Origin of the sequence: Terrabacter sp. GCM10028922 (genome assembly GCF_042666095.1) — a bacterium.
GTDB lineage: Bacteria > Actinomycetota > Actinomycetes > Actinomycetales > Dermatophilaceae > Terrabacter.
In genome coordinates this window covers 45766-72056 of record NZ_JBHTFG010000032.1, presented here as the reverse complement: position 1 = coordinate 72056, position 26291 = coordinate 45766, and the positions used below count along the sequence as shown (strand labels likewise).

General features: G+C 72.6%; 24 protein-coding genes. 13 read left to right on the top strand and 11 right to left on the bottom strand.

Going from position 1 to position 26291, the window contains the following annotated elements:
• Positions 1 to 6: 6 nt before the first annotated feature.
• From ACFQU3_RS20700 to ACFQU3_RS20690, 3 genes are read right to left on the bottom strand one after another with little or no spacing between them, the layout of a single operon-like run.
• Positions 7 to 744 carry a cobalt-precorrin-6A reductase gene (locus ACFQU3_RS20700; protein ID WP_385913303.1) on the bottom strand — a complete coding sequence of 246 codons (738 nt, stop codon included), beginning with the start codon at positions 742 to 744 and terminating at the stop codon, positions 7 to 9.
• Positions 745 to 746: 2 nt separating this feature from the next.
• Positions 747 to 1673, bottom strand: a complete 927-nt coding sequence (locus ACFQU3_RS20695; protein ID WP_385913301.1) for a MerR family transcriptional regulator — start codon at positions 1671 to 1673, stop codon at positions 747 to 749.
• 2 nt (positions 1674 to 1675) lie between these two features.
• Positions 1676 to 2119: an SRPBCC family protein gene (locus tag ACFQU3_RS20690; RefSeq protein WP_385913299.1), complete on the bottom strand. Its 444-nt coding sequence runs from the start codon at positions 2117 to 2119 to the stop codon at positions 1676 to 1678.
• A 145-nt stretch (positions 2120 to 2264) separates the two neighbouring features.
• Here ACFQU3_RS20690 and ACFQU3_RS20685 point away from each other — a divergent pair, with 145 nt between their 5' ends.
• From ACFQU3_RS20685 to ACFQU3_RS20660, 6 genes are read left to right on the top strand one after another with little or no spacing between them, the layout of a single operon-like run.
• Positions 2265 to 3560, top strand: coding sequence for an NAD(P)/FAD-dependent oxidoreductase (locus ACFQU3_RS20685; protein ID WP_385913297.1), 1296 nt, complete (start codon positions 2265 to 2267; stop codon positions 3558 to 3560).
• Positions 3557 to 4312: a DUF1365 domain-containing protein gene (locus ACFQU3_RS20680; RefSeq protein ID WP_385913295.1), complete on the top strand. Its 756-nt coding sequence runs from the start codon at positions 3557 to 3559 to the stop codon at positions 4310 to 4312. The genes ACFQU3_RS20685 and ACFQU3_RS20680 overlap by 4 nt, the downstream gene beginning before the upstream one ends.
• Positions 4309 to 5586, top strand: coding sequence for a class I SAM-dependent methyltransferase (locus ACFQU3_RS20675; RefSeq protein WP_385913293.1), 1278 nt, complete (start codon positions 4309 to 4311; stop codon positions 5584 to 5586). Before ACFQU3_RS20680 ends, ACFQU3_RS20675 begins: the two co-directional genes overlap by 4 nt.
• Entirely contained in the window at positions 5586 to 6947 is a 1362-nt protein-coding gene (locus ACFQU3_RS20670) for a cryptochrome/photolyase family protein (RefSeq protein ID WP_385913291.1), read from the top strand. Before ACFQU3_RS20675 ends, ACFQU3_RS20670 begins: the two co-directional genes overlap by 1 nt.
• Before the next feature lie 59 nt (positions 6948 to 7006).
• The gene (locus ACFQU3_RS20665; protein WP_385913289.1) at positions 7007 to 7729 is read left to right on the top strand and encodes a CPBP family intramembrane glutamic endopeptidase; all 723 of its coding nucleotides are present in this window, start codon (positions 7007 to 7009) and stop codon (positions 7727 to 7729) included.
• Between the two features lie 4 nt (positions 7730 to 7733).
• Complete coding sequence (locus ACFQU3_RS20660) at positions 7734 to 9155, top strand: tryptophan-rich sensory protein (protein WP_385913287.1); 1422 nt, start codon at positions 7734 to 7736, stop codon at positions 9153 to 9155.
• Between the two features lie 14 nt (positions 9156 to 9169).
• Here ACFQU3_RS20660 and ACFQU3_RS20655 read toward each other — a convergent pair whose 3' ends face one another.
• Entirely contained in the window at positions 9170 to 10426 is a 1257-nt protein-coding gene (locus tag ACFQU3_RS20655; RefSeq protein ID WP_385913285.1) for a lipase family protein, read from the bottom strand.
• A 178-nt stretch (positions 10427 to 10604) separates the two neighbouring features.
• The gene (locus ACFQU3_RS20650; protein ID WP_385913283.1) at positions 10605 to 11567 is read right to left on the bottom strand and encodes a GlxA family transcriptional regulator; all 963 of its coding nucleotides are present in this window, start codon (positions 11565 to 11567) and stop codon (positions 10605 to 10607) included.
• Between the two features lie 90 nt (positions 11568 to 11657).
• On the opposite strand from ACFQU3_RS20650, the gene ACFQU3_RS20645 reads away from it, so the two are divergent.
• The gene (locus ACFQU3_RS20645; protein WP_385913281.1) at positions 11658 to 11891 is read left to right on the top strand and encodes a hypothetical protein; all 234 of its coding nucleotides are present in this window, start codon (positions 11658 to 11660) and stop codon (positions 11889 to 11891) included.
• A gap of 50 nt (positions 11892 to 11941) precedes the next feature.
• Here ACFQU3_RS20645 and ACFQU3_RS20640 read toward each other — a convergent pair whose 3' ends face one another.
• From ACFQU3_RS20640 to ACFQU3_RS20625, 4 genes are all read right to left on the bottom strand, one after another.
• Positions 11942 to 12796, bottom strand: coding sequence for a PHP domain-containing protein (locus tag ACFQU3_RS20640; protein ID WP_385913279.1), 855 nt, complete (start codon positions 12794 to 12796; stop codon positions 11942 to 11944).
• A gap of 18 nt (positions 12797 to 12814) precedes the next feature.
• Positions 12815 to 14311: an HNH endonuclease gene (locus ACFQU3_RS20635; RefSeq protein WP_385913277.1), complete on the bottom strand. Its 1497-nt coding sequence runs from the start codon at positions 14309 to 14311 to the stop codon at positions 12815 to 12817.
• A 128-nt stretch (positions 14312 to 14439) separates the two neighbouring features.
• Entirely contained in the window at positions 14440 to 15369 is a 930-nt protein-coding gene (locus ACFQU3_RS20630; RefSeq protein WP_385913275.1) for a DMT family transporter, read from the bottom strand.
• Positions 15366 to 18023, bottom strand: coding sequence for an AMP-binding protein (locus tag ACFQU3_RS20625; protein ID WP_385913273.1), 2658 nt, complete (start codon positions 18021 to 18023; stop codon positions 15366 to 15368). Before ACFQU3_RS20625 ends, ACFQU3_RS20630 begins: the two co-directional genes overlap by 4 nt.
• Positions 18024 to 18298: 275 nt before the next feature.
• On the opposite strand from ACFQU3_RS20625, the gene ACFQU3_RS20620 reads away from it, so the two are divergent.
• Positions 18299 to 18796, top strand: a complete 498-nt coding sequence (locus ACFQU3_RS20620) for a cysteine dioxygenase (protein WP_385913271.1) — start codon at positions 18299 to 18301, stop codon at positions 18794 to 18796.
• A complete protein-coding gene (locus ACFQU3_RS20615; protein WP_385913269.1) occupies positions 18793 to 19218 on the top strand; it encodes a rhodanese-like domain-containing protein in 426 nt (141 codons plus the stop codon). The genes ACFQU3_RS20620 and ACFQU3_RS20615 overlap by 4 nt, the downstream gene beginning before the upstream one ends.
• On the opposite strand, the gene ACFQU3_RS20610 is transcribed toward ACFQU3_RS20615, so the two are convergent.
• Positions 19124 to 20062 (bottom strand): LysR family transcriptional regulator ArgP, encoded by a 939-nt coding sequence (locus tag ACFQU3_RS20610; RefSeq protein WP_385913267.1) that lies wholly within the window; start codon positions 20060 to 20062, stop codon positions 19124 to 19126. The two genes, ACFQU3_RS20615 and ACFQU3_RS20610, sit on opposite strands and share 95 nt — an antisense overlap.
• A gap of 70 nt (positions 20063 to 20132) precedes the next feature.
• Here ACFQU3_RS20610 and ACFQU3_RS20605 point away from each other — a divergent pair, with 70 nt between their 5' ends.
• From ACFQU3_RS20605 to ACFQU3_RS20595, 3 genes are all read left to right on the top strand, one after another.
• The gene (locus ACFQU3_RS20605) at positions 20133 to 20729 is read left to right on the top strand and encodes a LysE/ArgO family amino acid transporter (protein WP_385913265.1); all 597 of its coding nucleotides are present in this window, start codon (positions 20133 to 20135) and stop codon (positions 20727 to 20729) included.
• Positions 20730 to 20852: 123 nt separating this feature from the next.
• Complete coding sequence (locus ACFQU3_RS20600) at positions 20853 to 21011, top strand: hypothetical protein (protein WP_385913263.1); 159 nt, start codon at positions 20853 to 20855, stop codon at positions 21009 to 21011.
• Positions 21012 to 21028: 17 nt separating this feature from the next.
• Complete coding sequence (locus tag ACFQU3_RS20595) at positions 21029 to 24040, top strand: AAA family ATPase (protein WP_385913261.1); 3012 nt, start codon at positions 21029 to 21031, stop codon at positions 24038 to 24040.
• Here ACFQU3_RS20595 and ACFQU3_RS20590 read toward each other — a convergent pair.
• Complete coding sequence (locus ACFQU3_RS20590; protein WP_385913259.1) at positions 24037 to 25257, bottom strand: MFS transporter; 1221 nt, start codon at positions 25255 to 25257, stop codon at positions 24037 to 24039. The two genes, ACFQU3_RS20595 and ACFQU3_RS20590, sit on opposite strands and share 4 nt — an antisense overlap.
• 58 nt (positions 25258 to 25315) lie before the next feature.
• Here ACFQU3_RS20590 and ACFQU3_RS20585 point away from each other — a divergent pair, with 58 nt between their 5' ends.
• Positions 25316 to 26287, top strand: a complete 972-nt coding sequence (locus ACFQU3_RS20585) for an ArsR/SmtB family transcription factor (RefSeq protein ID WP_385913257.1) — start codon at positions 25316 to 25318, stop codon at positions 26285 to 26287.
• Positions 26288 to 26291 lie beyond the last annotated feature (4 nt).

The window sequence follows — 26291 nt, the reverse complement described above, 5'->3', positions numbered from 1 at the left end:
ATGCCGTCAGGTGCTTTTCGCGTCGAGCGCGGCCACCGCGTCGTCGACCGACGCCACGACCCGTACGCCCTCGGGCACGGGGGGACGGCGCACGACGACGACGGGCACGCCGAGGTCGTGGGCGGCAGCAAGCTTCGCCTCGGTGAGCGCCCCGCCGGAGTCCTTGGTCAGCAGCACGTCGACCCGGCGGCTGCGCATGAGGTCGCGCTCGCCGTCGTACGGGTAGGGGCCTCGGGCGCGCAGCACCTCCCAGCTGACCGGCACGTCCCAGTCGGGCGGGTCGACGACCCGGACGAGGACGTAGCGGTCGTCCCACGACGCGAAGGCGTCGAGCTGCTGGCGACCCGTCGTGAGGAACGGCCGGCGCCCCAGGCTCTCGGCGGCGTCGCGGGCGGCGTCGACGTCGGCGACCCAGGTGAAGCTGTCGGCCAGCGGGTGCACCGACCAGCCGGGGCGCTGGAGCCGGACGAACGGCACGCCGACGTGGGCCGTCGCGGCGACCGCGTTGGCGGTGATCTGCGCGGCGAACGGGTGGGTCGCGTCGACGACGCGGTCGACGCGGCCGTCGATGTAGGCGGCGAGCCCGTCGACGCCGCCGAAGCCGCCCGTGCGCACCCGGCCCACGGGCAGGGCGGGGTCGCTGACCCGGCCGGCGAGACTCGACACGACGTCGTCGCCGCGGGCCACGAGCACTGCTGCGAGAGCGCGGGCCTCACCCGTGCCACCGAGGACCAGGACGCGCACGGTCAGGCCGGGACGCGAAGACGACGGGTCATCTCGCCCACCGCCACGGTGATCGAGTGGCCGAGGTGGATGGCCTTGCCGGTGATCTCGTCCTGGCGGCTGCCGCCGAGACCGATGACGACCTCGGGGTGCGTGCGGCTCACGGTGTCGACGATCTGCTGAGCGGACTCCGAGTCGACCTCCCTGGGCACGGCCATGACGATACCGGCTGCGCGCCTGGCCTCGATGGCGCGCACCCAGTCCTCAGCCGGCAGGTCGGCGCCGACGTAGACGGTGGCGAAGCCGGCCCGCCGCGCGGCCACGGCGAAGGCGAGCAGCCCGAGCTCGTGCCGGGCCCCCGGCGGCAGGCCGACGAGCAGCGTCGGGCCGTCGACCCGGCCCGAGGCGGCCTCGTAGGCGGCGGCGAGCCGTCGCTGGACGGCATACGACACGAGGTGCTCGCCGGCCACGGTGAGGCGGCCGTGCGCCCACTCCTCGCCGACGAGCTCGAGGGTCGGCATGAGCCAGTCGTCCACGACGTGCTCGAAGGTGCCCAGCGCGAAGCGGGAGTCGAGCACCGCCGTCGCCGACGCGGAGTCGAGGCGTTCGGCCGCTCGGACGAACGCCTCGGCATCCTCGGACTGGAAGCGGCCCGAGGGGCGCGGCGCAGCGGCGTGCGTGACACGGGCCGCGCGCGGCGGCGGCCCGTCACGCCCGCCGGCGTCACGGGCCGAGAGTCGGCGCAACGTGTCGGCGGCGGCCTCGCGCGCCGACCATCCCTGGGTGACGAGGGAGTTCATGATGGCGAGCGCGCGCACGTCCTCGGGGCCGTAGAGCCGGTAGCCGCCGCCGGAGCGCTTGGGGCTGACGACGCCGTAGCGCCGCTCCCACGCGCGCAGAGTCGCGACGCTGATGCCCGTCAGCTCGGCCGCGCGTTTGATGGTGTACATCTCTACTCCAGACGCCCCAGGGCGGTGCGCAGTCCCTTCTCGGCCTCGTCACCGAGCCTCCTGAAGGCCGGGGCGAGCAGGGGCGCGATGAGCTTCGCGATCCCCTTGAGCTCGAAGTCTGCCCGATAGGTCACCGTCGTGCCCTCGCCGGCCTCCGTCATGGTGCGCACGAAGGTCATCGTGTCGTGCGCGACCACGGTCGCGTTCTCGCCCCGGAGAACGACTCTCTCGCCGGGCACCAGCTCGGTGACGAGGTAGTCGAGCTCGGTCTCTCGGCCCAGGAACCTCGAGGTGTTGTGGTAGCGCGTGCCGACGCCGCCCTCCCCCGCGACCCTCTCGGTGCGGACCGTCCCGGGGTCCCACTCCGTCGTGTTGGTGAAGTCGCTGAGGTAGGCGAAGACGCGGTCGACCGGCCGGTCGACGGTGACGGTGCGTTCGATGACCATGTCCACTCCAACCTTTGACAGACCTTAGACAACCACTCTACGGTGTGGACGAACGTTGGACAAGGCATCGCACCTCGATGCCGCTCAATCCGGTCGGGGCACCGCGCCGAACCACTACCCGGGACCCATCAGCGAGGAGGCCTCGGTGACTCGAGCGAACGACACGACCCGACCGACCGCCCGACCGACCGTCCGACCGACCGCAGCGGTGATCGGAGCCGGCGTCTCGGGTCTGACGGCGGCCCACGTGCTGAGCCGGACTCATGACGTGACCCTCTTCGAGAGCGACACACGTCTCGGCGGGCACGCGCACACCCATGAGGTCGGCGGGCGCGACGGGTCGCTGCGCATCGACAGCGGCTTCATCGTCCACAACGAGCGCACCTACCCGAACCTGCTGCGCCTCTTCCGCGAGCTCGACGTGCCGACCCAGGCGACGGAGATGAGCATGAGCGTCACGTGCGAGGGGTGCGGGCTGTCGTATGCCGGAGGGCGGGGTCCCAAGGGCCTGTTCGCCCAGAGGCGCCGCCTCGCCGACCCGCGGTTCCTGGGCATGCTGCGCGACGTGCCGCGGTTCCACCGGGCCGCGCACGCGCTGCTCGCCGATGGGTCGCACGACCCGACGTGGGGCGAGTTCCTCACCGGGCAGGGCTTCTCCGACTACTTCGTGCGGCACTTCGCGATCCCGCTCGTGGCCTGCGTCTGGTCGTGCGGCGACCTCGACGCGAACGCCTACCCGGCCCGTCACCTCTTCCGGTTCCTCGACCACCACGGCATGTTGACGGTGACGGGGTCACCTCCGTGGCGCACCGTCACCGGTGGGTCGGCGACCTACGTCGAACGGCTCGCCGAGCGTCTGCCGGACGTGCGCAGGGACAGCCCCGTGACCGCGGTGACGAGGCACGACGACGGTGTCGACGTCCGCGTGGTCGGCGGCGTGACGACGTTCGACCGGGCCGTCGTCGCGACCCACGCCGACCAGGCGCTCGACCTGCTCGCCGACGCGACACCAGACGAGAAGCGTGACCTCGCGGCGATCCGCTACTCCCGCAACACGACGTGGTTGCACCGCGACTCGTCGGTGCTGCCCGCGCCGCGTCAGGCGAGGGCGTCGTGGAACTACCGCATGCGCGCCTGCGACGCCCCGGCGGCCGAGGTCATGGTCAGCTACTGGATGAACCGGCTGCACGGCATCGACGACGCCGACGACCACGTCGTCACGCTCAACCCGCGTGGCACGGTCGACGAGTCGCTCGTGACGGCCCGGATGGTCTACGACCACCCTGTGTTCACCCACGAGGCCGTCGAGGCCGCGGCCCGGCTGCGCACGGGCGGCGGCGACCGTCTCGCCTTCGCGGGCGCGCACCTCGGGTGGGGCTTCCACGAGGACGGGTGCCGGTCCGGCGTGGAGGCCGCGGAGTCGTTCGGGGTGCGCTGGTGACCACCGTCCTGATACCCCCGCCGGTGCCCGCCCTCGTCGACGGCACTGTCACGCACTCACGCCGCACGCCGCTGCACCACAGCTTCACGCACGCCCACTACCAGTGGCTCGTCGACGTCGACTGCCTGCCCCGACTGCCTTGGCCCGCAAGGTTGTTCGCGGCGTTCGACACCCGTGACCATCTCGACGCGGCGCGACTCGGCGGGGGCCTCCGCGGTGACGTCGAACGCTTCCTCGCGGCACGCGGCATCACGCTGCCGCCGGACTGCCGGGTGCTCATGCTCGCGAACGCGCGCGTGCTGGGGCACACCTTCGACCCGCTCTCGGTCTTCTGGTGCCTGCGACCCGACGGCACGCTGCTCGCCGTCGTCTTCGAGGTGCACAACACGTACGGCGAGCGCCACGCTTACCTGCTCGACGTCGCGGCCGACGGCACGGCGACGGTCGACAAGGCGTTCTACGTCTCGCCGTTCAACGACACGACCGGGGAGTATGCCGTCCGCCTGGTCCTCGAACCCCGCACCGTCTCCGTGACGGTGGCCCTCGACCGCGGCGGCGAGCGCGTCATGACCGCCGTCACGCGGGGCACGCCGGAGCCCGCGTCACCGCGCGCCCTGCTGCGCCTCGTCCGTCGTCACGGCCTCATGACCCTGAGGGTGACGACGCTGATCCGGGCACACGGCATCCGGCTGTGGTGCCGCCGGTTGCCCGTGATGCCCCGCCCCCGCCACCCCGAGGAGGCCGTCCGATGACCACCACGTCGCCCGCCATGGCGCACCCGCTGTGCCTGCGCCGACCCACGCTGCGCCACTTCTGCCTGCGCGCGCACCTCGCCCGGAGCATCGTCGCCCAGGTCGCGAAGCGCGTGCCCGTCGACGTCGTCATGCCGGACGGCTCGCTTCTCGACGGCGGCACCCGCCGGCGCGGGCTGCCCGCGCTCCAGGTCGTCCGCCCGACGGCGCTGTTCGAGCGGCTCGCCCACCACCCGAAGATCGGCATCGGCGAGGCGTACATGGCGGGCGACTGGCGAGCGGCCGAGGGCACCGACCTCGCCGAGCTCTTCACGCCGTTCGCCGAGCGCCTCACGACAGCAGTGCCTCCGCGCTGGCTGCGGCTGCGCGGTGTCGTCGACCGACGGATCCCGTCGACGCAGCGCAACTCGCTGCTCGGGTCGCGCCGCAACATCGAGGCGCACTACGACCTGTCCAACGACCTCTTCGCGGCGTTCCTCGACGAGACGATGAGCTACAGCTCGGCGCTCTTCGACGAACACCTGCCCCCGCGCGCGCAGTCGTTGGAGACCGCGCAGCTGCGCAAGGTGCACGCGATCCTCGACATGGCCAAGGTCGGCCAGGACACGCGCCTGCTCGAGATCGGCACCGGCTGGGGCACGCTCGCCCTCGAGGCCGCCCGCCGCGGCGCCACGGTCACGAGCGTCACCCTGTCCAGGGAGCAGGCCGCGCTGGCCCGCCGGCGGGTGGCCGACGCCGGCTACTCCGACACCGTCGACATCCGGGTCCAGGACTACCGCGAGGTCGAGGGCGTCCACGACGCCGTCGTCAGCGTCGAGATGATCGAGGCCGTCGGGGAGGAGTACTGGGAGACGTACTTCCGCACGATCGACGAACGCCTCGCTCCGGGCGGCGTCGCCGCGGTCCAGTCGATCCTCATGTCGCACGAACGCCTCCTGGCCACGCGGCACTCCTACGGCTGGATCCAGAAGCACATCTTCCCCGGCGGGCTCATCCCGAGCCTCCAGGCGATCAGCGAGACGACCGAGGGCGCGACGAGGCTGCGCATCACGGGCGTCGAGGCGTTCGGCGCCGACTACGCGGAGACCCTGCGGCGCTGGCGCGAGACGTTCCTCGCACGCTGGCCCGAGGTCAACGCCCTCGGCTTCGACGAGACCTTCCGTCGCAAGTGGGAGTACTACCTCGCGTACTGCCAGGCCGGCTTCGCCACGGGCTACCTCGACGTCGCTCAGGTGCGCCTCGAGCGTGAGGGCGTCGTCCCCGCGGCCGGCTGATGACCCCGTCGACGACCTCGATCCTGTGGTTCCGGCGCGACCTGCGCCTGAACGACCACCCGGCCCTGCTCGCCGCGGTCGAGCACGCGGCGCACGTGCTGCCGGTCTTCGTGCTCGACCCCGCACTGCTCGCGCACGGCTCCCCGCGCACGCAGCGGCTGCTCGCGTCGCTCACGTCCCTGACGAAGGACACGCGCGGTGCGCTCGTGATCCGCACGGGTGACCCCGTCGACGTCATCCCGCGGCTCGCGAGGGAGGTCTGCGCCGGGCAGGTGCACGTCACCCGTGAGACGACTCCGTACGGTCGCCGCCGTGACGAGAAGGTCGCGACCGCACTCGCACACGACGGGCGCGAGCTGGTCGCCACGGGCACGCCGTATGCCGTCGGGCCGGGGCGCATCCTCAACCAGTCCGGTTCTCCCTACAAGGTCTTCACGCCGTTCTCGAAGGCGTGGCACCGGCACGGGCGGCCCGCACCGGCGTCCCGCCCCACGCGCATCCCGTGGCTGCGCGCCGACGTGCCCGGCGACCCCCTGCCGACCGTCCCGCGGATGGAGGCCGGCGAGGGTGCGGCGCTGAAGCGATGGGACGCGTTCCTCCGCGGCGGGCTCACGGCATACGACAGGGAACGCGACCGACCCGACCTCGACACGACGAGCCGGATGTCGGTGCCCCTCAAGTACGGCGAGATACACCCACGGACCATCCTCGCGGACCTGGCCGCGCACTCGGCCGGGCGGTCGCAGGCCGCCAACACGTATGTGACAGAGCTGATCTGGCGGGAGTTCTACGCCGACGTGCTGTGGCACGAGCCCGACTCCGCATGGCACGCCCTGCGGCCCGAGCTCGCGAGGCTGCCGTACGACTCGGGCGCGGAGGCCGACCGGCTCGTCGACGCGTGGCGCGAGGGGCGGACCGGGTACCCGATCGTCGACGCCGGCATGCGCCAGCTGCTCGAGGAGGGTTGGATGCACAACCGGCTGCGGATGGTCGCGGCGAGCTTCCTGACGAAGGACCTCCACGTGTGGTGGCCGGTCGGCGCCAGGCACTTCCTCGATCACCTCGTCGACGGTGACCTGGCCTCCAACAACCACGGCTGGCAGTGGGTCGCGGGGACCGGCACGGACGCCGCGCCGTACTTCCGGGTCTTCAACCCGGTGACCCAGGGCAAGACGTTCGACCCGGACGGCGAGTACGTCCGGCGCTGGGTGCCCGAGCTGCGCCATCTGTCGGGCGCGTCGGCGCACGAACCGTGGAAGCACGACAACGGGTACGACAACGGCTATCCGAGGCGGGTCGTCGACCACGACGACGAGCGCAGGGAGACGTTGACGCGCTACGAGGGCGCGCGTCGTCGATGAGCCGGGTCGGTGGGACGGCTCAGTGGGACGGGTCGTGGAACCAGTCGGGAGGAGGGCAGGTGCGAGGTCCGGTCGCCGAGCTGCGCGCGTTCCTCGACGCCGCCCTGCTCAGGCCCGTCGGCGGCCAGCAGCCCGACCCGCCGTCAGCTCGGACGCGACGCCGGGTCGTCGCCGCCGTGACCCTCGTCGTCGGCTCCGCCGCGCTCGCATGGGCCCTGCGGATCCGGCCGGGCGACCCGCGCTTCTACACGGCGTCGCTCGGCTTGGCCGCGGCGTGGGGAGTCGGCGCGGTGGCCTCGGGGCCGCTCCACTTCGGCCGCGGCCACACGCGGAGCGGCGGCCCCGCGGCACGACCCGTCGCGCAGTCGCTCGCCCTCGGCACGCTGCTGCTCGCGGCCTTCCTCGCCGCTGCCCTCGTGGTGGCGCGCATCCCCATGCTGCGCGCGCCGGTCGACGCGCTGCTCGACCACGCCCGCTTCGGCTCGCTCCCCGTCGTCCTCGCCATCACCGTGCTCAACGGCGTCGTCGAGGAGCTCTACTTCCGGGGGGCGCTGTATGCCGCCCTGCCGTCCCACGCGGTCGCGGTGACGACTCTGCTCTACGCGCTCACCACGGTCGGCAGCGGAATCCCCCTGCTCGTGCTCGCCGCCGCCGTCCTCGGGCTCGTGACGGCGCTGCAACGCCGGGCCACGGGCGGCGTCCTCGGCCCGATCATCACGCACGTGACGTGGTCGACCGGGATGCTCCTGCTCCTCCCACCCGCCCTCGAGCTGACCAGGTGACCCGATGACCTCCGACCACACCATTTCGTCCACCCCGAAGCGCACGGCCCTCGTGACCGGTGCCTCCGGCTACGTCGGCGGGCACGTCGTGCCGAGGTTGCTCGCGGACGGGTGGCGGGTCCGCGTGCTCACCCGCCGTCGTGGGTCGCTCGAGGGCCGGCCCTGGCTCGAGGACGTCGAGGTGACCGAGAGCGACGTCTCGTCCGAGAGCGACATGCGCAAGGCGCTCTCTGGCGTGGACGCCGCCTGGTACCTCGTGCACTCGATGGACGACCGCCCCGACTTCGAGTCCCGCGACCGCGAGGCCGCGACGGCCTTCGGCGCGGCCGCGCGCGAGGAGGGGGTGTCGCGGATCGTCTACCTCGGCGGCCTGCATCCCCACGACGACGTGCTCTCGCCCCATCTCGCGTCCCGCGTCGAGGTGGGACGGATCCTGCTGGACTCCGGAGTGCCGACGGCAGTGCTCCAGGCCGCGGTCGTGCTCGGCGACGGCTCGGCGTCGTTCGACATGCTGCGCTACCTCACGGAGCGGCTGCCGGCGATGGTGGCCCCGAAGTGGCTCGAGAACAAGATCCAGCCGATCGCGGTCGAGGATGTCGTGACCCTGCTGGTGGGCGCGGGCAGCCTTCCGCCGGAGGTGAACCGGGCGTTCGACATCGGTGGGCCGGAGGTGCTCACCTACCGGCAGATGATCGCGCGGTTCGCCGATGCGACGGGCCGCCGCCGCCCGTTCGTGGTCACCGTCCCGGTGCTGACGCCCCGGCTCGCGAGCCACTGGGTCGGCCTCGTCACCCCGATCCCGGCCGGCCTCGCGAAGCCGCTCGTCGGCAGCCTCGTGCACGAGGTCGTCGTCAAGGAGCGCGACATCGAGCAGCACGTCGACGTGCCGGGAGGCTTCACCGACTTCGACACGGCCGTGCGATCCGCGATGCGGCACGCCGAACCCGACACCGCGCTGCGCAACCTCGCCCTCACGGGCACCGCGACCGCGGTCTGTGCCATCGCGGGTTCGCTTGCGACCCAGCAGGGCTCGCGCTGGTACCGCTCCCTCGACCTGCCCGACTGGCAGCCGCCGGCGATCGCCTTCCCCGTGGTGTGGACCGGGCTCTACGCCGACCTGGCGGCGAGCTCGGCGGCCGCGCTCACCGCATACGACCGGGCCGGCGACACCGCGGGCCGCACCGCGTACCTCAAGGCGCTCGGCACCAACCTCGCCCTCAACGCTGCCTGGAGCGTGGTCTTCTGGCGGGTGCGCAAGCCCTGGGCTGCCGCCGCCGAGGCGGCCGTGCTCACGGTGAGCGCGGCCGACCTCGCCAGGCGGGCAGCCGCCGTCAACACCCGCGCGGGCATCGCCCTGTCGCCGTATGCCGCGTGGTGCGGCTTCGCCACGGCACTCTCCAGCGCGATCGCTCGTCGCAACCGCTGAGCCGTCGGAGCCCGTCAGAGCCACAAGCAGTCGGAGGCCTGTGGGAGCCCGGCGACGCGAGCCTCGAGGAAGGCGAACTGCTTGGCGAACGACGGCACGGCGCCACCGACGTGCGTCGGGGTGATGTTCGGCGAGAAGGCGACGTTGGCGCCGCGTCCGCACCAGTCACGCGCGAGGCCCTTGCCCACGGCATACGGGATGACGTCGTCGAGGACGGAGTGCGTCACGAGGACCGGCGCGGTGGGCGTGAGACGGCCGATGCGCTGGTCGGCGATGATCGAGCGGAACGGCTCCGACGCTGCGAGCTCGGTGAGGGAGCGGCCGTCCTTCGTCAGGGAGCTCGAGCTCGTGAAGGCGTGCAGCGCGATCGACTCGGCAACGCACTCTCCCCGCACCGCCTCCACGACGGACAGTCCGCGGGAGTTGAGGTAGTCGCCGAGGTCGATGCCGTAGGCGGCGGCCTGACCGGCGACCGCGTAGAGGGCGAAGGCGGAGTAGAGGCTGCCGTCGAGGTGGGCGGCGACGGCGCCGAGGTCAGCGGGCACCGCGCCGGCGACCGCGCCCCTGACGTGGAGCTCCGGCGCATAGGTGGGGGCGAGCTCCACCGCCGCGGCCGTGGCGCCTCCACCCTGGCTGTAGCCGGCGAGGAGCACCGGCCCGGCCGACGGGAGACCGGTGCCCGGGAGGTGCTGGGCGGCCCGGACCATGTCGAGGACGGCGTGGGCCTGGGCCGTGCGGACCATGTAGGTGTGGGTGCCGGGCGTGCCGAGGCCCTGATAGTCGGTCATCGCGACGGCGTACCCGCGGGCCAGCAGACCGGAGATGAAGGCGCCCTCGTACTCGGATCCGGCAGCGAGCTGGCGGCTTGGCGCGCACTGGTCGCCGAGCCCCTGCGTGCCCGCGGCGTAGCCGACGACCGGCCGCACGCCGACGCCGACCCACGGGGCCGGAGGCACAAGGACCGTGCCGGTGACGGCGATGGGCGCGCCCGTCCGGTCTCGCGTCGCGTACATGACTCGGGTGGCCCTCGCGTGCGAGGGCAGGAGACGCAGGGGGTCGAGGTAGAAGGTCATCGACTCGGCGCGGATGACGGTGCCCGGTGACGCCTCGACGGCGGCGGGAGGTGTGTAGAAGTCGGATGCGCGGGCGGTGGTGACCGGCGACATGACGGCTGCGGCCATGGCGAGCACGACGACTCCGACAACCCGGCGGGTGCGGGAGAGACGGACGCGAGGGAGGGGCCAGGTGGCAGGCGTGGAGGGATGGGGCATGGAGGCGGTCTCCTCTGACCATGGGACGACGTCGGTGGCGTCTACTGGCCAGTAACCTACTGGCGGTAACCCATCTTGTCGCGACGAAGGAGGACGGACGATCCCGCCGTCTGGGGATGTCTAGGCACAGCCCTATACGCCGTGAGACAAGCCCAGACGGCTGAGCTGGTCGCCGACCTCAGGCGCTGACCGGCTGCTTGGTGAAGGCGCGACGGTAGGACACCGGCGGGATGCCGATCTGCCGCTGGAAGTGGTGGCGCAGCACGGCGGCTGTCGCGAAGCCGCTCTCGCGGGCGATGCGCTCGACGTCGAAGTCCGTCGTCTCGAGCAGGTGCCTGGCGCGGAGCACGCGCTGGCTCGTCAGCCACTTGTGCGGCGTCGTACCGACCTCTGCGGCGAAGCGGCGGGCGAACGTGCGCTCCGACATGGCGGCCCGCTTGGCGAGAGACGGGATCGAGTGCTCCTCGTCGAGACGTTCGGCGACCCACTCCAGGACGTCCTGCAGGCCCTCGCACGGCTCGGAGGGGACGGGGGTCTCGACGAACTGGCGCTGGCCGCCGGACCGGTGCGGCGGGACCACCATCCGGCGTGCGATGCGCGTGGCGACCTCCGAGCCGAGCTCCGTGCGGACGAGGTGGAGGCACGCGTCGATGCCGGCCGCCGTGCCGGCGCTCGTCAGGACGGGACCGTCCTCGACGTAGAGGACGTCGAGGTCGACACAGGCGCGCGGGTGCTCCGCTGCCAGCCGGGCGGCATACCTCCAGTGCGTCGTGCAGTCACGGCCGTCGAGCAGGCCGGCCGCGGCGAGCTGGAAGGCGCCGGAGCAGACGGACAGGACGCGCCCACCGCTCTCGGCGGTCTCGCGCAGGATGTCGAGCACCACGGGGTCGAAGGGTCCGTCGACCGAGCCGCCGGGGATCGCGACGAGGTCGACGCCGCGGGCGCCCTCGAGGGGGTGGGAGGCGACCACGCTCACGCCGCTCGTTGTGCGCAGGACCTCACCCGGGCGAGCAGAGCAGACCCGGAAGTCGAACGCCGGGACGCCGTCGTCCGTTCGGTCGAGGCCGAACACCTCGCACAGCACGCCGAGCTCGAACATGGCCACCGGCTCCTGGACGATGACGGCAATCGTGCTCAACATTCGGCCAGCATGACACGTTGGCAGGATCTTGTCGAACATCGTCTGTTCTGCCACTCGTGGCGGGATCAGGACGGGCGCAGACTTTCTGCCATGGACATCATCTTCTTCATCGCCATGATCGTCGCTCTCGTCGCAGCCCTCGGGCCGCACCACCGCCGGACCTTCTCACTGCCCCGCGCACCCTTCGGCGCTGACGCAGAGGTCGATCGCGACCTCTCCCGGGTGCTGCACGACACCCCCGTCGCGCAGGACACCGGCGTCGCGCGCAACGCCCGCGTCGCGCGCAACCCCCGTGTCGCTCGCAACACCCGCGTTGCGCACTGAAGCCCTGCAGCATCAGCCGTGCTCGGCCTCGAAGCCGAGGGCCACGTGGCTCACGCCGGGCCGCCGGCCCGACCCCACAGATCGTGCGGGTCGCGGCCCGCGCGGAAGCCACAGGCCTCGGCCAGCTGGGACACCTCCCGGAAGCGTCGGGCCAAGGACCCGGGCGCATGCGCGTCACTGCCGAAGCTGACCGCGTCACCGCCGGCCTCGTGCCACCACCGCACGATGGTCGGATGCAGCGGTAGGACGGTGTTGATCTCCAGGGCCTTGCCTGCCGCCGCCGTGGCCTCGAGGGCGCGGCGGAACTCCGCCTCGAAGTCCGCCGGGTCGAACGGCCCCTCGCTCCGGGCAGGCCAGGAGCGGACGGCGTAGTCGATGTGCGCGAGGACCGCGAACGTCTCGTCGACCGCGACCATGTCGGCCACGCCGAGCAGGTAGCTCCGGATGATGTCGGCGGACGCGCGCCGTCCGAAGAGCTCGCCCGGCTCGGTCCAGCCGTCGCCGTCGGGCAGGCAGTGCAGAGAGCCCAGCACGCGGTCGAACGTGCCCGTCGCCAGGACGTGACGGACGGCCTCGGCATGCAGGTGGGGCTCGCCGAGCTCCACGCCCGTGAGGATCCGCAGTCCGGGAAATCGTTCCCGACAGGCAGCAACCGCGTCGAGGTAGCCCGCCGCGTCGAACGGTCTCGGTGTCACGAGCCCGTCGGCGGACGTGAAGGCCAGCAGGTGCGCGTCCACGTCGACGTGTGACCGGTCGAGGGTCCACACGGTGTGGTCGACGTGCTCGGTGAACGCGACAGCCGGCAGCCCGATCTCGATGGCCTGCGTGCAGGTCCTCGCCATGTCACCGAACGCAGCATCCCAGGACCACTCGGTGTGCACGTGGCTGTCGGCCGGGAGGCTCATCCCGCCACGGTAGGCGCGTCAGAAGGGTGGCGGGTCGTCAGCCGATGTGTCGTGTGGGTCGTCGGGTGGGTCGTCGGGCGGGTCGTCGGGTGGGCCTGTGCCGGGGTCGCGCAGGGCTTCGCGCCAGTCCTTCGGGTAGGTGATGTACTCCCGGCCCGCCAGCGAGGTCCACGAGATCCCGTCATCGCCGACCCGGCAGACGGTCCACACTCCGGCCGTCTTCCCGTTGTGGCAGCCCCGGCTCAGCGACTCGAAGTTCGAGACACGCGTCTCACCCCGCGGCCACGGCACGAGGTGGTCCAGGTCGCACCGCGGCGCCGGCACCTGACAGCCTGGCGCCCGGCAGACCCCGTCCACCGCGCGGACGTGCTCGACCATCGCCGGGGTCGGCGCGTACCTCTCGGTCGACAGCTCGAGCGCCCTGCCCGAGTCCACCTCGACCGCGAGCCGCTGCCACACCGAGCCCGGCGCCGTCATGATCCGCCGCGCGTGCCCCGCCGTGACCCACCCATGGCCCGGGATCTCGCACGCCGCGTCCGACAGGCCGGCCGCGACCTCGAACGGCACCACGATCCGCACCACCGCCGGCGGCGCCTCCGCCAGCAGCCCGCCGCAGGTGAGGCCGTCGCCATCGGCGGCGGCGGAGCCGGCCGGCACGACGCCGAACAGGGCCAGGTCGCACAGGACATCACTACGCAGCTGCTCCAGAGTGCGCTCGTCACCGGCCGCGCGAGCCGACCGGGCCAGCGCGTCGACCCGGTCCAGGACCCCAACGACCCGCTCGGCCGTCGCGACAACGGTGAACGTCCCCATACCGTCCTCGACGACGCGGCCGTAGGCCGTGCGCCGACCGGCCGCCCAGCGCCGCCGCTGCTGCTCGCCGCGCGAGTCCGCCGACCGCACACACCGGCGCAGCCGCGTCGCGAACAGCGGCTGCGAGGCCACCGAACCGTCCGGCGCCGGGGCCAGCACCGTGACTTCGAGCTCGGGCAGCACCACGTCGGCCAGCAGCCGCGTCTCGGCGACGACCTGCAACGCCCGGTACAGGCTCACCGACCCGGCCCGCAGCCGCTCGCGCAGCACCCGGTGACGCCGCGGCGCCCTCGCCAGCTCCAACCGCCGCGACACCTCCGCCGCCCCGACCCCGGTCGCGCACGCGATCTCCTGCGTCACGACCTGCTCGGCCGTCAACGGCACCGGCGCCCGCGTCACCAACCGCGCCAGCTGCTGCTCCTCGATCGTGTGCAACGCCGCATACGCATCGACGATCCCCGCCTCGAGGCGCGCCTTCTGCACCTCGAGGCGCTCGATCTGCGCCAACACCGCATCCGCCGCCTCATCCAGCGACGGGCTCCGCACCCCATCACCCGCGGACGGGCCGCACCCGTCCTGCCCCTCCTGCCCTTCTAGAGCGTCCCGAGCGTCCTGCCGCCTCCGGAACGCCAGCCCGGTGCCCGTGAAGCTCAGGTGGATGACCGGCTCGAACGGCGAGCGCCAGGTGTCGAGGAATGGCACGAACTCACTCCTCTCACCCGGGCTTGCCTACCCCTCCAGTAGAACACCAGTTCGACTCCCGGGGCAAGAGTTGTCCACAGAGGAGACGCACGAATCCGGCTACCGCACAGATGGATTCGGCACGTCGCTCATTCCACGGACGCCGCGGCGCTCTTCGGCTTGCGGCGGGTCAGCAGCACGCCGCCGATGCACAGCGCACCGCCGACGAACGTGAGCCCCGGCGGCACCTCGGACAGCAAAGCCCACGCGATGAGCGTCGCGATGAACGGCACGAGGAAGGTCGTCAGCGTCAGCTTGCCCGCATCGCTGCGAGCGAGCACGTAGGCCCAGGTCGAGAACGCGATGGCCGTCGGGAAGATGCCGAGGTAGGCGATCCACCACAGGGTGCTCGCGTCACTCTCGCGCACGACCGTCACGAGCTCTCCGGTCCAGGGCAGGCACACGACCGCCCCGATGACGCAGGCGAGCCACGTCACCTCCGGGCCAGGCAGCCGCCCGAGGAGGGGCTTCTGCGCGAGGACGCCGACGGCATACGTCACCGCGGCGAGGACGGCCAGCCACACCCCGACCATGTCGCCCGAGTCGCCCGAGGAGAAGCCGCGAGCGATGACGACGACCCCGGCGAAGCCGACCGCCATCCCGATGAGCAGCCACCGCGACATGGCCTCGCCGAGGAAGACGGTCGCGAGCAGGGCCACGATGATCGGCCCGATCTGCACGATGAGCGCCGACGTGCCGGCATCGATGCGCCGCTCGGCCTCGTTGAGGGCGAGGTTGTAGACGCCGAACCAGCCGACTCCGCACAGCAGCAGCAACGGCCAGTCACTGCGCGCGGGCCAGGTGCGCGGGCGGCGGAAGACGAAGAAGGCCAGCGCCGCTGCAGCGATGAGCAGCCGCCCGAGCGACAGGGCTCCGGGTGGCACATCGCGGCCGAGGTGACGGATCGCGACGAACGCCGACGCCCACAGCAGCAGGGTCACCGCGACGGCGGCGACGACGAGCAACGTCGTGCGGCGCGAGGTGCTCGGCTCGGATGCGGTGCGGGTGTCCGTGGTCACCCGACGACGGTAGGCGCCGGCACCGACAGCGCGCCGCCCCTTTTCCGGTCAGGTGTGGACAATTTGCCGCCAGCCCACGGCAGGACACGCGTCCACGCCACCCAGTAGGCGACGCCGGCGGCCATCGACCCCAGGAACGCGAGCAGCGGCTTCCCCCAGAGGTGCTCCAGCACCTGCCAGTGGATGACATAGACGAAGAGCGAGCTCGCCGCGAGCACCTGCACGAGCGGGACCAGACCGCTCGGAACCCGCGTCGTGGGCCACCAGACGAGCGCGAGCACGACCGCCAGGGAGAGGGCGTCGCGCGCCGGGTTGCCGGAGAACGTGCCCACGAGCAGGACCGCCCCCGCCGTCGCAACCCACCGCTCGCGCGGACTCGACACGCGCGCGATGGCCCAGCCGAGGAAGAAGAGGAAGAGCACGACGAGCGCCGATCCCTGCATCCGTGGAACGGGTAGCTCGAAGAGCTCGAGGCGCACCGTGAAAGCCGCCAGCGTCAGCGCGACCGGCAGGCCGAAGGGCCAGCGCCGTTCGACGCGGGCGACGGCCGGCACGGCAGTGAGGGCGATCGCCACGACGAGGGCCAGGACGATCGCCTCGATGAACCAGAACCGCCACGGCGGACCGAGCCGCTCCTCACCGAACACCCAGTTGGCGAGGAACAGGTTGCGCGGCTCGTAGTAGCCCCAGACGACGTGGGCCGGGACGACGACGGCAAGAGTGGGAGCGACGACGCGGACGAGCCCCCGCGCGAGAGCCGTGAGACGGTCGCGCCGCTGGGGCGCGGTGAGCGCGAACCGCGCGACGTTGTAGCCGACGAGGACGAGCAGCGCGTGGGCCGTGCCCTGGAGCGAGAAGAGGTCTGCGTGGGTGCCGACGATGAGCAGGATCGCGAGCGCGCGCAGCCATACGCTCGTCTCGACCGTGCGCCGCCGCAGCGCGCGGGCGAGCCGACCGTCAGGACCCCCGAGGCCGGATGCCGTCCGCGTCGTCGCGTCACCCGTGCCCTCGCCGGCGGGGCGAGACGTGCCCCGGGCCGCCGCGTCGGCGAGCTCCTGCAACCGGGCCACGGGCGTGACGTGCCACGCGGCAGGAAGGTCACCGATGAGCGACTCGAGTCGGAGTGACACCTCGACGTAGCTGAGCGAGTCGCCGCCGAGCGAGGCGAAGGTGGCGTCGTGCGGCACACGGTCACGGTGGAGGGTGACGGCATACAGCCGCTCGACCGAGTCCGACCGGGGCACAAGCGAGTCAGGGGAACCCTGGGGCTTGTCCAGCCCCGCCTCGGCGAGGGCGACGATGCCGCGCTGGTCGACCTTGCCGCCCGGGAGCATGGGGTGGTCGCTGACCTCGACGACGCGTACGCCCCCGAACGGCACGTGCGCGAGGTCGCTGACGGCCCGCCTGACGGCACCCTGGTCGCCGCAGTCGCGGACGGTCACGGCCACGAGCCCCTCACGGCCGGCCACCCGCACGTCGCGACCCCCGGCCCGTAGGCGCTGCTCGACGACGTCGAGGTCGACGCGGTGTCCGAGCACCTTGACGTGCCGGCTCGACCGCCCGGTCACCTCGTAGAGACCGTCGGGGCGACGACGCCCGAGGTCGCCCGTGCGCAGCCGGCTCACGGTACGACCGAGCGCGAGGTCGGCAGCCGTCGTCGCGTAGCCGAGCATCACGTTCGGGCCGGTGTAGACGAGCTCGCCGTCCTCGATCTCGAACTCGCCTCCCGGGACCGGCCGGCCGATGGCCCCGGCGTGCGTGGTGGCGAGGTCGGGCGGCAGGTACGCCATCCGCGCGGTCGCCTCGGTCTGGCCGTACATGACGAAGAGGTCCCAGCCGCGCGCGCGCCCGAGCTCGGCCCAGTGCCGCACCCGGTCGGGGTCGAGGCGGCCGCCGGCCTGCGTGACGTAGCGCAGGGTCGGGAGGTCGAGGTCGGCGAAGCCGGACCGCTCCAACATCTCGAAGGTCCACGGCACACCGGCGAAGGACGTGGCTCCGGCCGCACGGGCGAGGTCCCAGAAGCATGGGTCGACGACCGAGAGGTCGGTCAGCGCGATGCTCGCGCCGCGGGCCAGGTGGCTGTGCAGGACCGACAGTCCGTAGCAGTAGTGCAGGGGCAGGGACGTCACGGCACAGTCGGACTCGCGGATCTGGAGGAAGCCGGCGATCTGCTCCGCGTTCGCGGCGACGTTGTCCCAGGACAGGCGCACGAGCTTGGGCGAGCCGGTGGACCCGCTCGTGCTGAGGAGCAGAGCCAGGTCGGGGTGCAGGTCGGTCGCCGGCGCGTCGCGGTGCACGAGCACCGTCCCGTCGGGGGCCACCTCGACATCGGGGTCCCACGCCGCCCGGAGCGCGTCGCGCGTATCAGGCCGGTCGCCGGGGGTGACCAGGACCGCATGTCCCTCGCGCAGCGCAGCGAGGTAGGCGACGAGGGCCTCGAGACGGTTGTCCATCGCGACGAGCACGAGGCGACGAGTGCCGGCCAGGTGCCGGGCGGCCGAGTCGACCAGGGCGCGCAGCTCGCCACGGCGCACGACCCGCCCGGGAAGCACGACCGCGGGGGCGTCGGCGTCACCCGCGAGGTCGAGCCACGGCAGGCGCGTCCCATCGGGCGCGGTGGGCGCGACCGCGGGCGCGAGGGAAGGCGCGAGCACGCGCTCATTAGATAGGTGAGCCTTACCTAAAGGCAAGCCGCTTGCACGATGCGAACACCATAAGTTAACGTTTGTCTTATGAGAACGCATGGTTATGTACGTCGGTGGAGGAGCCTCGAGTCCGCCTTCACGACCGCCATGTGTCCGGGACGAGGCGTGCGGCGAATGCGCGTCTGTCGCCCGCTCGGGAGTGACACGACCCGCTGAGCCACTGGCTCCGGGCACCCTCCCGAGCGATCCTCCTCCCCACTCTGCTCGACTCGAAAGGCATCACCATGTCCCGCGGCGCCCAGCGCACCTCCGTCAACCTCGCAGACACCGCCCGTCGCCTCGCCCGCCAGCGCACCCTCTGGTCCGGGCTCGTCGACTTCGACCCCATCACGCGCTACTACGCGCGCCTGCACGCCGACCACGACCACGAGGCATGGCTGCTGACGTGGCTCCCCGGCCAGGGCACGCCGTGGCACGACCACGGCGGCAGCGCCGGCTCCTTCGTCGTCCTGCAGGGCACGCTCACGGAGGAGGTCGCGGGCTATCGGACGGCCGTCGACCTCGACGACCTGCGCCGAGCGACCGGTCCCGGCGTGCAGCTCAGTCCCGGTGAACAGCGCACCTTCGGCACTCGCCATCTGCACCGGGTCACCAACGCCGGATCCGACCCCGCCGTGAGCCTGCACGTCTATGCCCCCAAGCTGACCGCCATGACCAACTACCGCAACGTCGACGGCATCCTCGAGGTCGACGAGCACGCCGCGGTGGGGGTGGACTGGTGAGCCGGCCGCGCACCATCGACGAGGTGCTCGCCGACGCCCGTGCGCGTCTGCACCGCCTCACACCCGAGGAGGCCGACGCGGCACGGTCACGGGGCGCGGTCGTCGTCGACACGAGGCCGGCGGCCCAGCGGGAGGCCGAGGGCGAGCTGCCCTTCGCGACCGTGATCGAGCGCAACGTCCTCGAGTGGCGGCTCGACCCCGCCAGCGACGCCGCCCTGCCCATCGCGAGCCACGACCTCGAGGTCATCGTCCTCTGCCAGGAGGGCTACAGCAGCAGCCTCGCGGCTGCGGCGCTCCAGGACCTCGGCATCCACCGGGCGACCGACGTCATCGGCGGGTATGCCGCGTGGCGGGCGTGGCTGCAGCAGGACGCGTCGTCCGCCGGCGGGCCGTCGGACCCGCCGCCTCTGCCGCCGTCCTGAGCGCCGTGCTGAGCCGGTCGAGACGCTCGGAGGGCAGCCGCCACCGCTGCCAGTAGAGGGGCACGTCGACGTGGTCGCGGCTGCCCAGCCGGACGAGATCGCCGGACTCGAGACCGGGGGCGAGCTGGGTGGTCAGCAGCGCGCCCCAGCCCAGCCCGGCGCGTACGGCCGCGACGAAGCCGCCACCGTCGGGCACCTGATGGGTCGGTGGCACGTTCGTGACGCCGTGCCGGTCGAGGATCCGTTGCTGGATGTCATCCTTGTCGTTGAACCGGACGAGCGGCATGGTGGCCCAGTCGATCCCACGCCTACTCCGGTGTCGCTCGACGATGCCTGGCGTGGCCGCGGGCACGTAGCGCAGCGTCACCAGCGGCTCGGTCGAACAGCCCTGCACCGGTGTCGGGTCGGACGTCACGGCGCCGAGGACCTCGCCGGAGCGCAGCAGCCGCGCCGAGTGGTCCTGGTCCTCGACGTGCACCCGCAGCACGACGTCGTCCCACGCCGCGACCTCACCGAGCACCGCTCCGAACCACGTCGACATCGAGTCGGCGTTGACGGCGATGGGCAGGTCGACGCGCTCGCCGGCTACGGCAGTCAGTCCGGCGAGCGCCTCCGACTCGAGCAGGGCCTGCTGGCGGGCCAGGCGCACGAGCACCTCCCCCGCCGACGTGGCTCGACACGGGGCCGAGCGCACGATGACGACCTGCCCCACCTCGACCTCGAGCGCCTTGACGCGCTGACTCACCGCCGAGGGCGTGACGTGCAGCCTCCGCGCTGCCGCGTCGAACGTCCCCGTGTCGACGATGGCGAGCAACGTGGCCAGGTGCTCGGGCTGCAGGCGCATGCAGCCATGCTAATGATGCTGAAGGAACCTTCGCTTCACTGATGAGTGCCAGAGCCCTACCGTCGAAGACGTGACCTCCCTCGTGCCCGGCTTCCTCACCATGGCCTCCCTCATCGTCGCCATCGGTGCGCAGAACGCCTACGTCCTGCGCACCGGCCTCACCCGTCGGCACGTCGGTCTCGTCGTGCTCGTGTGCGCCGTCAGCGACGCGGTCCTCGTCGTCGCGGGTGTCCTCGGCATCGGCGGCCTGGTGACGGCCCAGCCGGGAGTGCTCACGGCGGTGCGGTGGATCGGGGCGGCATACCTCGTCGGCTACGGACTGCTGTGCCTCCGCAACGCTCGCCGTCCCAAGGGTCTCGAGGCGGAGGGCACGGTCCCGTCTCGCAGCGGCGTCCTGACGACCGTCCTCGCCCTGACCTGGCTCAACCCGCACGTCTACCTCGACACGGTCCTGCTCGTCGGGTCGCTCGCCAACCAGCACGGCCCCGACGGCCGCTGGTGGTTCACGGCCGGGGCGGCGACCGCGAGCGTCGGCTGGTTCACGGCTCTCGGCTACGGCGCACGCCTGCTCGCACCACTGTTCGCCCGGCCCGCCACGTGGCGCGTGCTCGACGTCGTCATCGCGCTCGTCATGTTCGCGATCGCCGCCACCCTCGTCCTCGCCTGAGGTAGTGCGCCAGGCAGATCTGAGGTAGCCCGGCCGCAGGTATAGGGAGGTCGTCCGATGTGGGGTCCTACCTCAGCGGCCGAGTCTGGAGGAGTCCAGAACGGCACTCACAGAGGATCGGCCATGACCACCCAGCACGTCGACTTCCGCACCATCCAGCTCGAGATCGAGGCCCGCTACCCGCAACGCCGTCGCGTCCGTCGCGACTCGTCGCTCGAGATCATGCGCCGCACGTTCGCGCGGATCTCCCGAGAGGAGAACAACCCGGGCCGCACACGGTGACGACGGCGACGCGACCGATGTCGCCCACCGTCCCGCTGCTGTCGGCGGAGTACGCGATGATTCCGCGTATGCCGATCAGCACCGGCCCTCTCATCGGGAGGGACAGCGACCTGTCCCGTCTCACCGACGCCATCGGACTGCGCCCCACCCCGGGGGCCCGGCCCGGTGGCGTCGTCGTGCTGTCCGGTGACGCCGGCATCGGCAAGTCGCGCCTCGTCGGTCAGCTCGTCACCGAGGCGGGCGACGCCGACTGGTTCACGGCGGTCGGGCACTGCGTCGGCCAGGCAGGCAGCAGCCTGGCGTACCTGCCGTTCGTCGAGCTCGTCGGTGCGGTCGACGCCGGCCACCCGGAGGTCGTCGAGCGCGTGCTCGACCTGCACCCCAGCCTCGGCCACCTCCTTCCGGGGCGTCCCGAAGCGCACGACCCGGCGCGGTCCGGCCGCACCACAGACCCTGGCCAGGTGGCCGAGGCCGTCCACGCCCTGCTCTCCGCGCTGGGCGACTCCCAGCACTCGCTCCTCGTCATCGAGGACGTCCACTGGGCCGACCACTCCTCGCGTGACCTCATCACCTTGCTGCTGACCCGCGGCTTCGCCGGGCCCGTCGGCCTCGTCGTGACCTACCGCTCCGACGACCTCTACCGTCGCCATCCCCTCCACGAGACCCTCGCCGTGTGGGCGCGCATCGCGGGGCTCGAGCACGTCGAGCTCGCCCCGCTGCCCGACGACGCCGTCCGTGAGCTCGTCACCGGCATCGAGGGTGCGCCCACCGACGCGAGCACCGCCGCCGAGATCGCGCGTCGCGCCCAGGGCAACCCGTTCTTCGCCGAGGAGCTCGTCGCGAGCGCCGCAGCCGGCCAGGCGCTCACCGGTGGCCTGAGCCGCGTGCTCCGCGCCCGCGTCGAGCAGCTCGACGACACCGCCCAACGCGTGCTCCGCGCCGTCGCCCTCAAGGGTGGCCAGTTCATCGGGCACGACCTGCTCTCCCGCGTCCTCGACCTGCCCGACGAGGCCCTCGAGGCCGCCCTCGCGGCCGCCGTCGAGCACCACGTCCTCGAGACCCGCTGGCCCCCGGCCTACACCTTCCGGCACGCCCTGCTCGGCGAGACGGTGGCCGACGGCCTCCTGCCGGGCGAGCGCCTGCGGCTCCACCGGGCGTATGCCGCCGTGCTCGCCGAGCGCCCCGACCTCGCTCCCGCGTCCGAGCTGGCCCGCCACGCCGCTGCCATGGGCGACCTCCCGACGGCGGTGCGGGCGAGCCGCGACGCCGCCGAGGCCGCGATGGCCGTCGGTGGTCCGCAGGAGGCACTGCTCCACTTCGAGCGCGCGCTGTCGTGGCTCGACGAGAACGACCCCGAGCGCGACGAGGTCACGTTGCGGGCCTCGCGGGCGGCGATGGTCGCCGGCGACCCGATCCGCGCGATCGACCTGCTCCGCGACCGGCTCGACCACCCGGGCACGGCGCAGGAGCCGGGTGCTCGCGCCGACCTGCTCGCGACGCTCGTCGTGCGTTCGCGCATCCTCGACCTGCCCGTCGACTCGATCGCCCTGACCGACGAGGCCCTCTCGCTCATCGGCGAGGAGGCCGACGAGCGGCGCGTGCGGGTGCTCGTCGCGCGGGTGCAGGCGCTCGTCGACAACGGGTCGTTCGTCGAGGCCGCGGTCGTCGGCAACGAGGTGTCGCTGCTCGCCGAGCGCCTCGGCCTCGGAGGGGCGCTGGCCGAGGTGCGCACGATCATGGCCCGCGTCCTCGAGGCGCAGGAGGACCTCGAGTCGGTCGAGCTGCACCTGCGCGGCGTCGTCGACGACATCGACCCGGACGACCCTCTGCTCCTGCGTGCCCTGCACCAGCTCGCGTCGCTCTCGCACCGCCGCGGTGATCTGCCGGGCGCCCTCGCCGTCTACGACCGTGGCGCCGCGGTGGCCCGACGGCTCCACCGCGAGTGGGCACCATGGGGCCAGGAGTGCCGACTGCTCGGCGGCATGACGGCCTACGAGCTCGGCGACTGGGACGGCGCGGTGCGCCGCCTCGACCTCGAGGGCGCGCCGGCGCCGCAACCCGGTCGCACGATCTTCACCGGGGCGATGCTGCTGGTTCAGGCCGGCCGGGGCGAGCCCGTCGACCCCCACCTCTTCGCGGCCATGCGCGAGTGGTGGCCCGTCGACGGCCTGTGCGTCGTGCTGACGGTCATGCCGGCGGTCGACGTCCTCGGTCAGGCGGGCGACCTCGCCGGCGTGCTCGACATCGCCGAGGCCGCCGTCCGCAGCCTCGACGCGGCCTGGGGCGACTACCACGCGGTGGTGCGGCTCGCAGCACTCGTTGCCGGGCAGGCCGCAGACCTCGTGCCCGACGCCGACCCTGTGCTACGCGACCGTGCGGTGGCACTCGTCGACGAGCTGGCGTCTCGGGGGCGCCGGATCAGCGAGCTGAGGCCGGCCGTGGAGAAGGCGAGCCGCCCGAAGTTCGAGCGCTCGGCGGGCGCGTCGCTCGAGGACACGAGCCGCGAGACGTGGGCGTGGACCGCTCGGCTCGAGGCCGAGGTGCTGCGCCTGCGCCGCGTGGCCGACCTCGACCATCCTCCTGCGGCTGCCGACCTCGTCGAGGCGTGGCGGGTCAGCGTGCGTGCGTTCGAGCGCTACGGGCACGTCTTCGAGACCGCCCGGTCGCAGGCCCGTCTGGCATCGGCCCTCCGAGCCGCCGGCGACGACGCCGGCTCGCGCGAGGTCGCCGAGCAGGCCCGCGAGACGGCCGTCCGGCTCGAGGCCAAGCCGCTGCTCACCGAGCTCGACGAGGTGCGGCCCGGGTCCTCCGCGTCGGGCACTGCGAACGCGACGCACGACCTGACTCCGCGCGAGCTCGAGGTGCTGGCTCTGCTCGCCCGTGGTCTCACCAACGGCCAGATCGGCAAGCAGCTCTACATCAGCACCAAGACCGTGAGCGTGCACGTCTCCAACCTGCTCGCCAAGCTGGGTGCGGCCGGTCGCACCCAGGCGGCCGCGATCGCGCGCCGCCGCGGCCTCGTGCCCTAACGCGACCCGGCGACCGCGTTCGAGTCGGCGCGAACGGGCTCGGGACGCGACCGTCGCAGACCGGGGGTCAGGGCGACCGACACGAGGACGGACGCGGCCGCCATGACACCCATGGCGTGTGCCGCCGCCACCGGACCCATGCCGAGGCCGCTCGCCACCGCGCCGCCGAGCAGGGCACCCACCGCCTGTCCGACCATGAGGCCCGTCCCCTGGAGGCCGAACACCTGGCCGCGGGCCTGCCCGTCCGTGTGCGTCACGAGCCGCTCCTGCAGGGGAAGGCTCGCCGAGTAGCCCACGGACGCCACGAAGGCCAGCGCGGCGGCATACGGGAGCGACGGGACGAGGAAGAAGGCGAGGTACGGCACGGCGAGCAGCAGCCGCAGCGGGCCGATGAGCCGGTCGCGCACCGGGATCGAGAGGAAGCGTCCGACGACGACGTCACCGAGCAGCATGCCCGCGGCCGTGACGGCGAAGAGGTAGCCGGCCCGTTCGCCGGCGAAGGGGACGAAGAGCGCCTCGCAGCCGACGATGAGGCCGTTCGGCACCCACAGGGTGAGGTAGATCGGACGGACGACGGGCGATCCGAGCAGGCGACGGTTCACCTCGCGCGTGCGCCGCACCACGGAGGCGCCCGCGTCGCGCGGGGGATGGTCCGACAGGCCCAGGCGCAGCAGGACGAGGGCGACGAGAAGCGCCGCGGCCGAGCCGAGGAAGAGCTGCGTCGTCGTGAAGCTGATGAGGAGCAGGCCGCCGATGCCGAAGCCGACGATCTGCATCCCGCCGACCGCGATGTTCATCGTCGCCCGGCCGAGGACGAAGCCGTCGGGCGGGAGGATGTCGGAGACGAGCGCGATCATGCTCCCGCCGAGGGCGGACGTGATCAGCGGACCGACGGCGAGCAGGACGAAGCGCCAGCCCCACGGGAGTCCGGGGACGGCCTGGAGCAGGTCGGTGACGAGGGTCGTCGTGAAGATGAGCAGCAGGGCCGTGCGCGGGCGGACGAGGTCCGAGCCAGAGCCGAAGAGCGCCTGGCCCGCGATGCGCATGAGGGGCGCGCCGAACATCGCGAGCGCTGTCAGGACCGGCGACCCGGTGGCTGCGAAGGTGATCGTGCCGAGCGCGAGGGACGCGACGGCATACGACCCGATGTTGAGGCACTGGACGAGGAAGAGGACGCGGAACTCGGGAACGGCGAACAGTTGGCGGTACGTCTTCACACGCTCCACCGTGCCTCGCGACGCCGGTCGTCGCTAACCTTTCGGATGGAGGCGAAACATGGGGACCTGGCAGATCTCGGCCGACCTGCTGGCCAGGAGCCGGTTCGTCTTGTCGCCGCGCACCGAGACCGTGGCCGCGCTCAACGACATCGTGCGCCCCAGCGACGCGGCGGGCCGGGCGTTCTCGGCGGCCCACCGCGAGTCGTTCGAGGCGATGCTCGACGAGCATCCCGTGCGCCGGGCCGTGCTCGACCACAGCTGGCGACGCGGCTGGATCTCCGACTGGCTCGCTCTTCCGCCGCCCGGCTCCGGCCGCAGCTTCGCCGACGAGCTCGACGACGTGAGGGCCTTGGCGGACAAGCGAGTTCGCGCCCACCTGCGGGAGAGCTCGCCGACGCGTGACCTTCCCCGCGTGCTCAGCCGGCCCGGCACGGCGGAGCACGCGGCGGCGCTGCTCGAGTGGGTCTGGACGCATGCCCTCGCGACCGACTGGGCGAGGCGCGAACGCATCCTCCGCGCCGACATCGTCTCGCGTACGGCGCGGCTCGCCAGCCACGGCTGGGCGGCCGTGCTTCGCGACCTCGGCCGCGACCGCGAGTGGCTCGGTGACGGCCGGCTCCGGATCAACCGGTACGACCTGCCCTCCCGGGTGCTCGACGACGACGCCGAGCTCTACTTCGTCCCGGCCCACGGCACGGCGACGTACGTCGGCTGGGACCTGCCGAAGCGGTACGCCATCTACTACCCCGTCACGGGGGCGCTCGCCGAGGTCGACGGGCAGGCCGACGACGGGCTCGAGCGGCTCGTCGGGTCGGCTCGCGCCCGGCTGCTGCGGACCCTCGACGGCCCCTCCAGCACCAGCGCGCTCGTCGCGCGCACCGGTATGCCGTTGGGCAGCGTCGGGGACCACCTCAGGGTCCTGCTCGCGGCGGGCACCGTGCTGCGGCGCCGCTCGGGACGCGAGGTGCTCTACTGGCGCACGTCGCTCGGCGACGCCCTCGTCGCGTCGGGCGCGGAGGCCGGGCGTTGACGAG

Coding starts and splice junctions, on each gene's coding strand:
- ACFQU3_RS20670 (WP_385913291.1), top strand. CDS start 5,586: ATGACCCCGTCGACGACCTCGATCCTGTGGTTCCGGCGCGACCTGCGC.
- ACFQU3_RS20695 (WP_385913301.1), bottom strand. CDS start 1,673: ATGTACACCATCAAACGCGCGGCCGAGCTGACGGGCATCAGCGTCGCG.
- ACFQU3_RS20675 (WP_385913293.1), top strand. CDS start 4,309: ATGACCACCACGTCGCCCGCCATGGCGCACCCGCTGTGCCTGCGCCGA.
- ACFQU3_RS20610 (WP_385913267.1), bottom strand. CDS start 20,062: ATGCGCCTGCAGCCCGAGCACCTGGCCACGTTGCTCGCCATCGTCGAC.
- ACFQU3_RS20645 (WP_385913281.1), top strand. CDS start 11,658: ATGGACATCATCTTCTTCATCGCCATGATCGTCGCTCTCGTCGCAGCC.
- ACFQU3_RS20585 (WP_385913257.1), top strand. CDS start 25,316: ATGGGGACCTGGCAGATCTCGGCCGACCTGCTGGCCAGGAGCCGGTTC.
- ACFQU3_RS20660 (WP_385913287.1), top strand. CDS start 7,734: ATGACCTCCGACCACACCATTTCGTCCACCCCGAAGCGCACGGCCCTC.
- ACFQU3_RS20620 (WP_385913271.1), top strand. CDS start 18,299: ATGTCCCGCGGCGCCCAGCGCACCTCCGTCAACCTCGCAGACACCGCC.
- ACFQU3_RS20640 (WP_385913279.1), bottom strand. CDS start 12,796: ATGAGCCTCCCGGCCGACAGCCACGTGCACACCGAGTGGTCCTGGGAT.
- ACFQU3_RS20595 (WP_385913261.1), top strand. CDS start 21,029: ATGTCGCCCACCGTCCCGCTGCTGTCGGCGGAGTACGCGATGATTCCG.
- ACFQU3_RS20600 (WP_385913263.1), top strand. CDS start 20,853: ATGACCACCCAGCACGTCGACTTCCGCACCATCCAGCTCGAGATCGAG.
- ACFQU3_RS20650 (WP_385913283.1), bottom strand. CDS start 11,567: ATGTTGAGCACGATTGCCGTCATCGTCCAGGAGCCGGTGGCCATGTTC.
- ACFQU3_RS20690 (WP_385913299.1), bottom strand. CDS start 2,119: ATGGTCATCGAACGCACCGTCACCGTCGACCGGCCGGTCGACCGCGTC.
- ACFQU3_RS20655 (WP_385913285.1), bottom strand. CDS start 10,426: ATGCCCCATCCCTCCACGCCTGCCACCTGGCCCCTCCCTCGCGTCCGT.